A 13,889-nucleotide genomic window follows, 5' to 3' on the forward strand; every position below is an offset into this window, starting at 1 on the left:
AAGAAATCAAACTTTGATAGTTTAAGGTCAATGATGCCACAAGACAGCCAATCCCCCTGCCACGAGCGTCCGCGCGAGCGCCTGTTGCAACATGGTGTGCAGTCCCTGACTGCTTCCGAGCTGCTAGCAGTCTTGCTGCGCACCGGTACACGCGGGCGCTCGGCGGTAGGCATGGCCCACGATCTGATCGCGCACTTTGGCGGGCTGCGCCGTCTGCTGTCGGCAGAAACAACCGCTCTGCTGGCTTTTCCCGGCTTGGGGGTTGCCAAGACATGCGAGCTTCTGGCGGTGCAGGAGCTTGGGCGTCGGGCGCTGGAAGAGCCGCTGCGCAACGGCCGGGTGCTTAATCAACCCGACCAGGTAAAGCAATTTTGTGCAATGCGCCTGGCCCACTTGAGAATCGAGCATTGCATTGGCCTGTTCCTGGACACGCAGCTACGCCTGATCGACTGCATTGAAGTGGCCAAAGGCACGCTGTCGCACGCCTCGGTATACCCGCGCGAACTCGTCAAATCCGCCCTGCAGCACCATGCGGCCGCCCTGATCATTGCGCATAACCATCCTTCGGGCCTGTCTGAACCCAGCCCTGCTGATATCGCCCTGACGCGCCAGCTCAAGCAGGCATTGGCCCTGGTGGACGTGCGTCTGCTTGACCACCTGGTGGTGGGGGCCACAGATGTTGTCTCTTTGGCAGAGCGTGGGCAACTATAAAACAATGGTAGAATGCAGGGCTAAACCTTGGATACGTTGCCAGGATCTTGATGTGAGCGATCACATCCGTCTGGCTGGCGACCCCACCACACTTACGGATATCACCATGAAAGAAGGCATCCACCCCGAATACCGCGAGGTTGCGTTTCTGGACCAGCAAACGGGTAACACGTTTATTTCCCGTTCGTCCTTGAACTCCCGCGAAACCACCGAAATCGACGGCAAGACGTACCCGCTGTTCAAGTGCGACGTCACGTCCGAATCGCACCCCTTTTACACGGGCGCACAAACGCGTATCGTCGAAACCGGCCGCGTCGAGAAGTTCCGCGCCCGTTTTGCCCGTACGGCTGGCACGGTTAAAAAATAACCCGTCCACGCATCGGCCTGTACGGCGGCGCACGCTATGTGCCTCTCTGTACAATGCCACAAAGGCAGCCGTCTGGCTGCCTTTTTCATTTAACATGAGCCCAATGCTCTAACCCTCTGGCTGACCCTGTGCGCACCGATCCACCGCAATCTACGCCTGCCCGGCTGACGGCCACTGCAGCCGCAAAATTGCCCCGGCTCATTCTGGTGTCGGTGGGGTTGATTTACATCCTGGCCGGCCTGTTTTACCGCGACCCCTGGAAAACCGACGACGTCACGGGCCTGGCGACAATGCTCACCGCGCTGTCCGGACAAGTGCACGCCTGGCTGCTGCCTCAGGTGGGGCACCTGGCACAGGCACAAGACGGGCCATTGGTTACCTGGGTGGGTGCTACGTTTATTGCGCTCCTGCGCCCTTTGCTCGAAACCTTTTTCACCCCGCTCAACGCCGCGATCATCGCCTCGCGCCTGCCCAATATTCTCTGGTTTGCCATTCTTGCCAGCTCCATCTGGTATGGCACCTATCTGCTGGGGCGCAGACGCGAAGCACAGCCGTTGGCCCTGCCCTTTGGCGGCGAACCCGACGAGCGCGACTACGGCCGGATGCTGGCAGATGCGGCGCTGCTGCTGATTGTGGCCACGGTTGGCATCATCTGGCGCATGCACGAAACCTCAGAGGTGCCCGCTGTCATTGCCTGCCAGGCTCTGGCTTTCTACGCGGTTGCCCGCATGCTCGACCATCCTGTTTCCGGAGCCATCACTCTGGGGGTGGCGATCGGTGCCGGGTTCCTGGCCCGCGGCTGGCTGGGCAGCCTGCCTCTGATGCTGGCCATGGTTTTTGTCCTGCTGCCCGGCGGCCCCCTGGCGCATATAAAAAAATGGCTGTTTGTCAGTGCCCTGATTGCCGGCAGCCTGATCCTGCTGTGGTGGATTCCGGCCCGCACGTTTGGCCCCTACTGGACAAGCAGTTGGCTGATCTGGTCTGAAGACGCCTTCAGCTGGCCCAGCGCCCGGGCCTGGCTCAGCATCGCCCGCGATCTGCCCTGGTTTTTATGGCCTACCTGGCCATTGGCCCTGCTGGCCCTTTGGCGCTGGCGCGACTGGTTTTCCGCACCACACATGCGTATTCCCTTAAGCTTCGCTTTGGGTGCCCTGCTGGTGTTGCTGGCCAGCAGCGACCCCTTCGAACCCGAATACAGTACGCTGGCCGTACCCAGTGCCGTGCTGGCCGCCTTTGCACTGCCCACGCTGCGCCGCGGCGTCGTCAACACCCTCGACTGGTTTGCCATGATGTGCTTTTCGCTCACGGCAGCCACGGTGTGGCTGGGCTGGATTGCCCTGCAAAGCGGCTGGCCGGCACAGATCTCCGCCAATATCGCGCGCCAGACAGCCGGCATCCATATTCACGTCGCCTGGCCGGCCACCGCCATCGCCATACTGGGCACGCTGGGCTGGATTGCCCTGGTGCGCTGGCGCCTGCGCAACCATCCAGCCGGCCTATGGCGCGGGACAGTCTTGTCTGCAGGCGGCTTGCTCACCACCTGGCTGCTGCTGGCCACCCTCTGGATGCCTGCCCTCGATTACGTGCGCAGCTACCGCGGGGTCTCCGCATCCCTGGCCCACGCCCTGGAACAATCCCGCGAGCCTGGCGAATGCATCCGCACACAGGGCCTGGGCAGCGGTCAACGGGCATCCTTTTTGGTCTTTAACCAGATCGAATTCACCTTTGACGGCGAATGCCCCCTGCTGTTGCAGCAACTGGATATCGACTCCGGCGAGGCCGACCGGCCCTCGCCCGCCGGCTACCATATCCTGTGGCAAGGGCGTCGTGGCCCAGACCGCCACGAGATGTTCCGGCTGGTGCGGATTACACCAGCCCCCTGACACCCCCCCAGCCCGGATACCCCTGCCCTCATGGCTTCTGCCTCTGTTGCCCGCCCGGCGCCCTGGCGCACGATTGCCCAGCAATCCTGGCCCATTCTGATCAGCGCCTGGGCCGGCATCATTTTTGCGGTGCTGGACACCGCCATGGTGGGACACACCGACGCCATCGATCTGCAAGCGATGGCCTTGGGCGCATCCATCTACATCACCGTATTTATTGGCCTGATGGGTGTGGTGCACGCCCTGATCCCCATCATCGCCCAGCATTTTGGTGCCGGACGGTTACCCCAAGCGGGCGCCGCCTGGGGCCAGGGCGTCTGGCTAGCCTTGGCACTATCAGTGCTGGGCGGCGCCACCCTGATGTTTCCGGATATCTGGTTGTCGCTCTCCGGCAGCGTCCAGCCCGCCGTCAGAGAGCGGGTAGCAGGCTATCTGATGGCCCTGGCTGCCGCTCTGCCAGCCGCCTTGCTGTTTCGCACCATTTACGCCATGGCCACGGCCATCTCGCAAACGCGCGGGGTGATGATCATCAACCTGGGCAGCATTGTTTTCAAGCTGGGCTTCAACCTCTGGTTTATTTTCGGCGGCCTGGGTGTCGCACCACTGGGTGCGGTAGGCGCCGGCCTCTCTACCTTGATGGTCAGCTGGATGATGCTGGCTGCCGGGTTCTGGATGATCCGGCACCAGGCCGCGTTTCGCCAGCTGCTGCTGCGCGTCAGCCGGCCTCGATGGCTGGACCAAAAAGAGCTGCTGCGCCTGGGCCTGCCCATGGGAGGCTCTTATCTGATCGAGGTGTGTGCCTTCAGCTTCATGGCGCTGCTGGTGGCACGCGATGGCATCTATGCCAGCGGCGCCCAGCAGATCCTGGCCAACCTGATTGCGCTTTGCTACATGCTGCCCATGTCGCTCAGCCTTGCCACGGCCTCACTGACCGCACAGGCAGTGGGCGCGCATCAACTGGCCACTGCCCGGCAAACCGGCCTGCACGGCGTTGGGCTGGTGCTGGCCGGCGCCCTGATCACCAATCTGCTGCTGATTGTGGCGCAAAAGCCCATTGTGTATGCCTATACCAGCGACACCCAGGTGGCGCTGATTGCCCTGACGCTGTTGCAAATTGCGCCGTGGTTTCACTTTTGTGATGCCATGCACTGCATCAGCGCCTACATTCTGCGAGCATACAAAATTGCCATGGTGCCGCTGATTTTGCAAATCACGGCACTGACCGGCTTGGGCCTGATTGGTGGCTGGTGGTTGGGCTATGGCCCCCAGGCTGGTGCCCTGGCACCGGTGGCTACCTGGTTTATGCCGGGCGCCCCGGTAGGCACCGCCACTATGTGGATCATGGCCATGGCAGGCTTGGCACTAACCGCCTTATTGCTGTTTGGCTGGTATGGCCATGTGCTGCGCCAGCAGCGTAACCGTGCAGGCATCAAACCGGCATAAGCCCCGGCTTGATGCTCGCCAGGCTGGGTCTCGCCGACCCCAGCCTACCAGCGCGGGGCAGCGGCTATCAAGCCGCCGGACGCCGGACCGACTCGGCCTCTGGTGCAGGGTTGGTCAGCACATCCGCCAACGCCGCCTCACCGTTCTCGTCTGCATCCGCACCAGGCCCTGGGGTAACCAGCTCGACCACCTTGCTGCGTGACAGCACACCGATGAATTCACCCGCAGCGTCGGTGACGGCCACGGGCGCAGGCGTTTGCAGCAACTGTGCCAGCACCTGATCCAGGCCTGCCGAAGCGGGCACAGAAGCCATATCACTGATGTAGCGCCCGATATCCCGGGCGTTTTCGGACACGGCGCGTTGCGCATCTGCCCGCATCAACACACCCGCCAGGCGTTTGCCATCCAGCACAGCAGCATATTCGTAATCCCGCGCCGTCAGGCGTTCGAGGGCGTGATCCGGCTTGCTGCGCATGGTGAGCGTCAGGGGACGCTCGTTGCAGGCGTGCGACGCATTGAGCACCTTGCCACGATTGACATCTTGCAGGAAAGACTCGATGTAATCATTGGCCGGAGACAGCAGAATGTCTTCGGGGGTGCCTTCCTGGATCAGCTCGCCATCCTTGAGGATCGCAATCCGGTTACCCAGGCGCAGGGCCTCGTCGAGATCATGCGTGATGAACACGATGGTTTTGTTCAGCCGGGCCTGTAGTGCCAGCAATTGATCCTGCATCTCATGACGGATCAGAGGATCCAGTGCCGAGAACGCCTCATCCATCAACAGGATCTCGGCATCCGTGGCCAGCGCACGCGCCAGGCCAACCCGCTGCTGCATCCCGCCCGATAACTGGTGGGGATATTGCGCCTCAAACCCGCTCAGCCCCACTTGCTCGAGCCAATGGGCGGCACGCTGATTACGCTGCGAACGGCTTACGCCTTGCACAGCCAGCCCGTAGGCGGCGTTATCCAGCACCGTGCGATGTGGCATCAAGCCAAAGCGCTGAAACACCATGCTCATTTTTTGCTGGCGAAAGCGTTCAAGCTCTTTGGGCTTGAGGCCCACGACATCCACCCCATCCACCAGGATCTGACCCGCACTGGGTTCGATCAGGCGGTTGAAATGCCGGATGAGGGTGGATTTACCCGAGCCGGACAAACCCATGATCACGTGGATATCACCTTCTTTGATGGACAGGCTGATATCACGCAGGCCCAGGGTGTGGCCGCTGCGCTCGAGCAAGGCCTCTTTGGAAAGGCCTTCACGGGCCGCCGGCAGCCAACGATCTGGATGGGATCCAAAAATCTTGTAAATATTGCGGACTTCGATCTTGCTCATATCAGGCCCTCCGGGTGGCATGCCGCTGGCCAAATTTTTGGGTAATGCGATCAAAAATAATGGCCAAAATGACAATGCCCAGCCCTGCCATCAGGCCACGCCCCACCTGCAGGCGATTGATGCCCTGCAATACTTCGTAGCCCAGCCCACGCACCCCGATCATGGAGGCAATCACGACCATGGCCAATGCCATCATGGTGGTTTGGTTAATGCCCGCCATGATATTGGGCATCGCAAGGGGCAGCTGTACGCCAAACAACTGGCGTGACCGGCTGGCACCAAAGGCTCTGGAGGCCTCGAGCACCTCGGAATCCACCAGACGGATGCCGAGGTCGGTGAGACGGATCACTGGTGGCACGGCGTAGATGACGGTGGCAAACAAGGCCGCCAGCTTACCCAGATTGAACAGCATCACCACTGGAATCAGATACACAAAGCTGGGCATGGTCTGCATAATGTCCAGGACAGGCAGCATCACGGTACGGACCCAGCGAAAGCTGGCCATGGCAATCCCCACCGGGATACCAATCACCACAGAAAACACCACGGCCACCAGCATCAAGGACAGCGTCTGCATCGAGGCCTCCCAGAGGCCGATGGCCCCCAGCAGGCACAGCAAGCCGCCCATGGCCAGGCTAAAGCGCCACTGCTTGCTGCTGAACCAGGCAAGGCCCACCACAGCCAGGACAACCGCCCACCAGGGCGAATAGCGCAGCAAGTGATCGGCCCAGATCAGGAGATCCAGCAGAGGTTGCGTCAAGGCCCGCAGCACATCTGAATACTGCGTCACCAGCCCATTGACGAAGTCATCAATGGGCTTTTGCAGTGTCCGTGCTGAAATCAGTTCGGGAAACATTCAGCGCCCCTTACAAGGCAGCCTTGACCCGCTCGGTGACGTCAGCAGGCAACCATTTCGTCCAGACGTCCTGCTTGTTTTGCAAGAACCACTGTGCGGTGGGCTGGGGCTCGGCTTCGTTCTTTTCCATGTAAGCCATGGTCTGGTTCATGACATCCAGCGGTACCTTGACCTTGGACAGGAACGCCGTCAGTTTGGGCGCATCCTTGGTGAACTGAGTGGTCACCGCGGTAAAGACCGGGTTCTCGGGGTAGTCGCTGGCTTGCGGGTTCTCGCAATTGGGGTTTGTCAGGCACTTTTGATTGGCGGCATCATAAGCAGGCAGTTCGAGTTTGACGAGGTCCATGGAGCCCACCAGCGGTGTGGGATACCAGTAATAGAACACGACATTTTCTTTACGCTGATAGGCGGCCGTCAGGGCTGCCTTTTGCGTGGCGCCGGTACCCGGGGAGAACAGCGTGAAGGTGTCTTCGAGGCCCAGTGCATGAAACAGGTTGGTGCTGACAACTTCGCAGCCCCAGCCGGCTGGGCAACCATAGAAGCGGCCCTTGGTGGGCTCTTCGGGATCCTTGAAGTCTTCCCAATATTTGGGCAGGTCAGAGGCCTTTTTCAGATCGGGCAGGCGCTCGGCGGTGTACTTGGGAATAAACCAGGCTTCGCCGCCCATGTAGATGTCCCCAATCCGCTTGACCTTGCCTGTGGCCTCGGCCTTGGTCCAGGGTTCGAGCGTGCTGTTAAGCCAAATTTCGCTGTTGATATCGAGGTCGCCCCGTTGCAAGGCTGCCAGCGCAGGCAAGGTTTCGGTGGGCAGCACTTCAGAATCGCAGCCATAACCATGCTTGACGATAAAGCGCTCGACTTCGACCAGCACCAGGTTGGACTCCCAGTTCATGCCCCCAAAACGCATGGGGCGATCGAGTTCGCACTTGAGATCATCGGCCGCCTGGGCAGCAGCCGGTGCCAGTGACAGGCCGGCCATGACAGCGGTCAGCGCCAGGCCCAGTACCGAGCGATTAAGGCGGGAGAGAGGAGTCGCGGTACGCGACGTGCGCAGGAAATTAGACATTGAAGCCTCCTTTGGGTTACGGAGACGTCCGACACGCGGGCACCAGACGCCATAGCTTAGGGGAGGGTGTGCGGAAGACAGTGGAAACCGCCAATACATACCGACACTGCAGGCGCGATGCGCCAAGGGACAGATCTAGGCGAGTGCCCAGGAAACGGGGCTCGCCGCTATCAGAGTGGGAAGATCTTAATACAGCAGAAACGTTATTTTACACGCAAGATGCAAGAAAATAAAGACCTTTAGCAGAAACTCAAGAATTTCCCCCCAAAAAGACCAGCCTCTTGGGGGGAATATGCACCATATAAACAGACGCTTTAGCGACTGGTATAGATGTAATCCCTACGCCAGGGATACGCCTGATCCGCCGGATAATCGAGCTCGTCTGAGCGCCCTGCGGGCTGGGGCTGGGCGAGGATTTGGTGCAGCGCAATCCAGCCATGCTCGAAACCCATGGCACACCCGGCAAGATACATGCGATACGCACGCAAGGAGCGCAAGCCCTGGGGTGTATTGAGAATCGCCTTGGCTTCGTCCAGCCGGGCTTCGAGCTCATCGCTCCAAGCCCATAAGGTGCGGGCATAATGCGGCCGGATGTTTTCGACATCGAGGTCTTCGAGACCAGCCTCGGCCAGCGACTGCATCACAAAGTGAATATGCGAGAGCTCGCCACCGGGGAAGATGAATTTCTCGATGAAGTCACCCATGCCAGCACCGAGCTCTGTGTTGCTGAGCCCACCAGCGGTGATCCCGTGGTTCATGATCAGGCCGCCGGGCCGCACCAGCCGCCGAAGCTTGCCGAAGTAACCCACCAACTGGGCCCGGCCCACGTGCTCGAACATCCCCACGGAGGAGATCTTGTCGTACGGCCGGGATTCATCCAGCTTGCGGTAGTCGAGGAGCTCCATGCGCACCCGCCCGGACAAGCCCTTTTCCTGGATCAGCTTATTGACGTACGCATGCTGGTTGTGCGAGAGCGTAATGCCCGTCACATCCACATCGTAGTGCTCGGCGGCCCATAGCATCAGGCCGCCCCAGCCGCCGCCCACATCCAGGAAACGCTCGCCCGGCTTGAGTGCCAGCTTGCGGCAGATGTGATCGAGTTTGGCTTCTTGCGCCTGGGCGATGGTCATGTCGGGCGTGCGGAAATACGCACAGGAATACACCCGGCGTGGATCCAGCCACAAGGCATAGAAATCATCGGATAAATCGTAGTGAAACTCGATCTGGCGGGCATCACGCTCTATGGAATGGCGCCAAACCGACACCAGACGCTGAACCAGGCCAGTGAGCCAGCCGCGCTGGGCTGCCTCGACGGGCGAGCCTGGCAAGATACTTGATGCCAGACTCATCAAGTTGCGCACCGAGCCATTGAACTCGAATTTGCCCTCGACGTAGTCTTCGCCTAAGGCGCCGACTTCGCCAGCCGCAAAATGCGTGAGTACGGACGAATCCTTGATGATGAAGTGCACTTGAGCATCGGCCGCGCCTACCCGCTGACCATCGGGTAGTTCCATGGATACTGGAATGGACAATGCACCAAGCTTGTTTTCGATAACGGATGCAAGAGCAGTCAACAGAGCCTCCCTGGGTTCACAACGAACCTTGTTATAGTAGCGCCAATGATGCCCTCATCAAGCCGCAAATGCCCCGTAAAATCCCTGCCCTGATGCCATCCTGGCTGGTTCTGATGGGCGCGCTGGCAGCTCTGGGCCCGCTGGCAATTGACATGTATTTGCCGGCCTTCGGTGCCATTGCTCACGACCTTCAAGCACCCCAGGGCCTTGTCGAGCGGACACTTGCCAGTTACCTGCTGGGTTTGGCAGGGGCACAGCTGCTGTATGGGCCCCTGGCGGATCGTTACGGCCGCAAGCTGCCGCTGGTGGCCGGGCTGGTGCTCTTTACCATTGCCTCGCTGGGCTGCGCACTGAGTGACAACATTTATCAACTGACTGTCTGGCGCATTGTCCAGGCATTTGGCGGCGCAGCCGGCATGGTGATTCCGCGCGCAGTCATCCGCGATTACCTGGATACCCAGGAAGCCGCCCGGGCTCTGTCTTTATTGATGCTGGTGATGGGCGTCATGCCCATTGTGGCGCCACTGCTGGGTGGTCAGGCGGTTACTCTGGGCTCGTGGCGCACGGTGTTCTACCTGATGGCTGCGGCCGGCGTGGCACTGACCTGGCTGACCACGCGAAACATGCGCGAGCCCCTGGCCGCAGAGTTACGCACGCCGCTGGCCGTCTCCACCATTACAGCAAACTTTCGCTTGCTGCTGCGGCATCGCGGTTTCATGGGCTACGCACTGGCGGGGGGCTTTGGCTCCGCGGGCATGTTTGCCTATATCTCAGGCTCGCCCCAGGTGTTCATCGACATCTACGGCATCGGCCCCCGCTGGTTTGGACTTTTGTTTGGCCTGAACGCTGCCTCGCTGATTTTGGCTGCACAGATCAGTGCTCGCCTGCTGCGCCGCCATACTCCCTTGAAACTATTGCTGCGCGCCCAGATTTCTTTGGTGTTGATGACCGCACTGGGCTTGATCCTGACGCTTGCCGGCTGGATTACACTACCGCTGCTGATGATGTGCCTGATGGGCTTTATGGCCAGCCAAGGGTTTGTAAACCCCAATGCAGCGGCCCTGGCCCTGGCCGAACAAGGCCCACGGTTGGGCACGGCGTCTGCATTGATGGGCTGCCTGCAAATGCTGTGTGGCGCGCTGTCTGGGTTTGCCATCAGCCTGTGGCATGCAGATAGCCCCCTGCCGCTTACCACCCTGCTGACGATTTGCGCACTGCTGTCGTGGGTAGCCAGCCATCTGGCCAAGCCGCCTGTCCTTAGGACATCAATATAAGATCAAAAGGCTGCTTGCTCTAAAGCAGCACTTCAGTATAGAATAACAGGCTTTCCTGATATAGATACAGAGGTGAGACCATGGCACGCGTATGCCAAGTAACCGGCAAAGGCCCAATGGTGGGCAACAATGTCTCGCACGCGAACAACAAAACCAAGCGTCGCTTCTTGCCCAACCTGCAATCGCGCCGGTTTTGGGTCGAGTCCGAAAACCGCTGGGTGCGCCTTCGCGTGTCCACCAAAGCCCTGCGCACCATCGACAAGAACGGCATTGATTCCGTTTTGGCCGACTTGCGTGCTCGCGGCGAACTGGCCTGATTGGCCCTAGGAATACATCATGGCAAAAGGTATCCGCGAAAAAATCAAGCTTGAGTCCACGGCTGGTACAGGTCATTTCTATACCACCACCAAGAACAAGCGCAACATGCCCGAGAAAATGCTGATCAAGAAATTTGATCCCGTTGCTCGCAAGCACGTCGACTACAAAGAAATCAAGCTGAAATAATCCGGGGCGCCTCACCCGGACCGTCTCACCGGTTTCGATCATCCCCGCCTTTTGGCGGGGATTTTTTATGCCTGCCGCACCCTCAAGCAAGCTACGTCTGGTCACCCCCAGCGCCGCCACGCTCCCACATCCGGCATATCCGGGCATCACGGATATCGTTGCGCCCTATAATGTCTGGCTTGGCCCTTTTTCAACCTTCTCTTTCTCCAGACACATCCATGCAGGAACGCTACAACCCGAACCAGGTCGAATCCGACGCTCAGGCCCATTGGCGCGCAGGCGACGTCTATCGCGTCACCGAACACGCCACTCACGCAGATGGCTCGCCAAAACCAAAGTTCTACGCCTGCTCGATGTTGCCCTACCCCAGTGGCAAGCTGCATATGGGCCACGTGCGCAACTACACCATCAACGACATGATGGCGCGCCAGTTGCGCATGCGCGGATATAACGTCCTGATGCCAATGGGTTGGGATGCGTTTGGCATGCCGGCTGAAAACGCCGCCATGAAATACAACGTGCCCCCGGCCAAATGGACATACGACAACATCGCCTACATGAAAAAGCAGATGCAGGCGATGGGGCTGGCCATCGACTGGTCGCGCGAAATGTGCGCCTGCGATCCAGCCTACTACAAATGGAATCAATGGCTGTTCCTGAAGATGCTCGAAAAAGGCATCGCCTATCGCAAGACGCAAACCGTCAACTGGGATCCGGTCGACAAAACCGTGCTGGCCAACGAGCAGGTCATCGACGGGCGCGGCTGGCGCTCGGGTGCGGTAATTGAGAAACGCGAGATCCCCGGTTACTACCTGCGCATCACCGACTACGCCGACGAGCTGCTGAGCACCCTGAAAGACAGTCTGCCCGGCTGGCCCGAGCGTGTGCGCTTGATGCAGGAAAACTGGATCGGCCGCAGTGAAGGCGTGCGCTTTGCATTTCGCCACGATATCCGGGATGCCGAGGGCAATCTGATCCAGGACGGCCTGCTGCATGTCTTTACCACGCGCGCCGACACCATCATGGGCGTCACCTTCTGCGCGGTGGCCCCCGAGCATCCTCTGGCGACACGCGCGGCCCAGGACAACCCTCAACTCACCAGCTTTATCGAAGCCTGCCGCCAGGGTGGCACCACCGAGGCCGAACTCGCCACACGCGAGAAAGAAGGCCTACCCACCGGGCTGTTTGTCACCCACCCTCTTACCAACAAGCCTGTCCCGGTCTGGGTAGGCAATTATGTACTGATGACATACGGCGATGGCGCCGTCATGGGCGTGCCTGCCCACGACGAACGCGACTTTGCCTTTGCTCGCAAATATGGTCTGCCTATCCACCAGGTGATCCAGGCCGAGGGCCAGACATGGTCTGACACCCAGTGGCAAGAATGGTATGGCGATAAACAAGTCGGCCATACGGTCAACTCGGGCAAATACGATGGCCTGAGCACGGCCCAGGCCATCCAGGCCGTGGCAGCCGACCTCCAGGCCATGGATCTGGGCCAGTTGCGCACCACCTGGCGCCTGCGCGACTGGGGGATCTCCCGTCAGCGGTATTGGGGCACCCCCATCCCCATCATTCATTGCCCCGATTGCGGGCCGGTACCAGTACCCGAGAAAGACCTGCCGGTGGTGTTGCCAGAAGACCTCGTCCCCGATGGCAGTGGCAACCCCCTGGCCAAACACGAGGCCTTCTTGTCCTGCCATTGTCCGTCTTGCGGCAAGCCGGCGCGACGCGAAACCGACACCATGGACACCTTTGTTGATTCGTCCTGGTATTTCATGCGCTATACCTCACCAGGCAACGATCAGGCCATGGTGGATGCACGCAACGACTACTGGATGCCGATGGATCAATACATCGGCGGCATCGAGCACGCAGTCTTGCACCTACTGTATGCGCGGTTCTGGACCCGCGTCATGCGCGACCTCGGCATGCTCAAGTTTTCCGAACCCTTTACCCGGCTGCTATGCCAGGGCATGGTGCTTAACCACATTTACTCACGCCGCACCTCGCGTGGCGGGATCGAATACTTCTGGCCCGAACAGGTTGAAAACATCACCGACGACAAAGGTGCCATCACAGGAGCCCGCCTCAAGTCCGATGGCTCAGCCGTGGATTACGGCGGCATCGGCACTATGTCGAAATCCAAGAACAACGGTGTCGATCCCCAATCCTTGATCGACAGCATGGGCGCCGACACCGCCCGCCTGTTCGTGATGTTTGCCAGCCCCCCCGAAACCACCCTCGAATGGTCTGACTCCGGGGTGGATGGCGCCCATCGCTTCTTGCGGCGCCTGTGGTCTTACTGTCAAAGCCAGCAAGCAGCACTGCACGGTCAACTCAAGCCCAGCATCTCTTGGGAAGGCCTGGACGATGCCGCGGCCGACCTACGCCGTACGGTTCACAGCCTGCTGAAACAGGCCGCCTACGACTACCAGCGCATTCAGTACAACACCGTGGTCTCCACTGCCATGAAAATGCTGAACGCGCTGGAATCCGCCGCGCAAGCGGGTGTTGCAGGCCCGGCCCTGGCCGAAACCACCTCCATATTGCTGCGCGTGCTGTATCCGGTGGTGCCACACATTACCTGGCAATTGTGGCGCGAGCTTGGCTTTGCTGATTCGCTTGGCGACCTCCTGGACGCCAACTGGCCCGAAGTCGACGAGGCCGCCTTGCACGCAGATGTCGTCGAACTGGTCTTGCAGATCAACGGCAAGGTACGCGGACACCTGAATGTGCCCGAAGCAGCCGACAAGGCAACGATCGAAACCATGGCCACCGCGCACGAAGCCGTGGGCAAGTTTCTTGAAGGCCGCCCACCCAAGCGTGTGGTGGTGGTGCCTGGCCGACTGGTCAATATTGTGGGATAAGCCGC

Annotated in this window: 12 protein-coding genes; 8 read left to right on the top strand and 4 right to left on the bottom strand. The window is 60.1% G+C overall.

Annotated elements, in window-relative coordinates; genetic code table 11:
* Positions 1-30: 30 nt before the first annotated feature.
* From radC to WA928_RS01255, 4 genes are all read left to right on the top strand, one after another.
* The gene (gene radC, locus WA928_RS01240; protein ID WP_417276196.1) at positions 31-711 is read left to right on the top strand and encodes a RadC family protein; all 681 of its coding nucleotides are present in this window, start codon (positions 31-33) and stop codon (positions 709-711) included.
* A 106-nt stretch (positions 712-817) separates the two neighbouring features.
* Positions 818-1,078: a type B 50S ribosomal protein L31 gene (locus WA928_RS01245; RefSeq protein WP_350382280.1), complete on the top strand. Its 261-nt coding sequence runs from the start codon at positions 818-820 to the stop codon at positions 1,076-1,078.
* A gap of 128 nt (positions 1,079-1,206) precedes the next feature.
* Positions 1,207-2,961 (top strand): ArnT family glycosyltransferase, encoded by a 1,755-nt coding sequence (locus tag WA928_RS01250; RefSeq protein ID WP_417276195.1) that lies wholly within the window; start codon positions 1,207-1,209, stop codon positions 2,959-2,961.
* 30 nt (positions 2,962-2,991) lie between these two features.
* Positions 2,992-4,404 (top strand): MATE family efflux transporter, encoded by a 1,413-nt coding sequence (locus WA928_RS01255; RefSeq protein WP_417276194.1) that lies wholly within the window; start codon positions 2,992-2,994, stop codon positions 4,402-4,404.
* Between the two features lie 67 nt (positions 4,405-4,471).
* Here the strand turns inward: WA928_RS01255 and WA928_RS01260 are convergent, their stop codons facing one another.
* The 4 genes from WA928_RS01260 to WA928_RS01275 form a co-directional block, all read right to left on the bottom strand.
* Complete coding sequence (locus WA928_RS01260; protein WP_417276193.1) at positions 4,472-5,740, bottom strand: quaternary amine ABC transporter ATP-binding protein; 1,269 nt, start codon at positions 5,738-5,740, stop codon at positions 4,472-4,474.
* A 1-nt stretch (position 5,741) separates the two neighbouring features.
* On the bottom strand, positions 5,742-6,596 hold the full coding sequence (locus WA928_RS01265; RefSeq protein WP_417276192.1) for an ABC transporter permease: 855 nt from the start codon (positions 6,594-6,596) through the stop codon (positions 5,742-5,744).
* Positions 6,597-6,606: 10 nt separating this feature from the next.
* Positions 6,607-7,575, bottom strand: coding sequence for an ABC transporter substrate-binding protein (locus WA928_RS01270; protein WP_417276241.1), 969 nt, complete (start codon positions 7,573-7,575; stop codon positions 6,607-6,609).
* Between the two features lie 401 nt (positions 7,576-7,976).
* On the bottom strand, positions 7,977-9,236 hold the full coding sequence (locus WA928_RS01275; protein ID WP_424298567.1) for a class I SAM-dependent methyltransferase: 1,260 nt from the start codon (positions 9,234-9,236) through the stop codon (positions 7,977-7,979).
* 68 nt (positions 9,237-9,304) lie between these two features.
* Here WA928_RS01275 and WA928_RS01280 point away from each other — a divergent pair, with 68 nt between their 5' ends.
* The 4 genes from WA928_RS01280 to leuS all read left to right on the top strand — a co-directional run bounded on the left by WA928_RS01280 (position 9,305) and on the right by leuS (position 13,884).
* On the top strand, positions 9,305-10,510 hold the full coding sequence (locus WA928_RS01280) for a multidrug effflux MFS transporter (RefSeq protein WP_424298570.1): 1,206 nt from the start codon (positions 9,305-9,307) through the stop codon (positions 10,508-10,510).
* Positions 10,511-10,590: 80 nt separating this feature from the next.
* The gene (rpmB, locus tag WA928_RS01285; protein ID WP_066453342.1) at positions 10,591-10,827 is read left to right on the top strand and encodes a 50S ribosomal protein L28; all 237 of its coding nucleotides are present in this window, start codon (positions 10,591-10,593) and stop codon (positions 10,825-10,827) included.
* A 19-nt stretch (positions 10,828-10,846) separates the two neighbouring features.
* Positions 10,847-11,014, top strand: a complete 168-nt coding sequence (rpmG, locus tag WA928_RS01290; RefSeq protein ID WP_094827438.1) for a 50S ribosomal protein L33 — start codon at positions 10,847-10,849, stop codon at positions 11,012-11,014.
* Positions 11,015-11,232: 218 nt separating this feature from the next.
* On the top strand, positions 11,233-13,884 hold the full coding sequence (gene leuS, locus WA928_RS01295) for a leucine--tRNA ligase (protein ID WP_424298575.1): 2,652 nt from the start codon (positions 11,233-11,235) through the stop codon (positions 13,882-13,884).
* Positions 13,885-13,889: the final 5 nt, after the last annotated feature.

The organism is Castellaniella sp., from assembly GCF_049651205.1.
GTDB lineage: Bacteria > Pseudomonadota > Gammaproteobacteria > Burkholderiales > Burkholderiaceae_B > Castellaniella.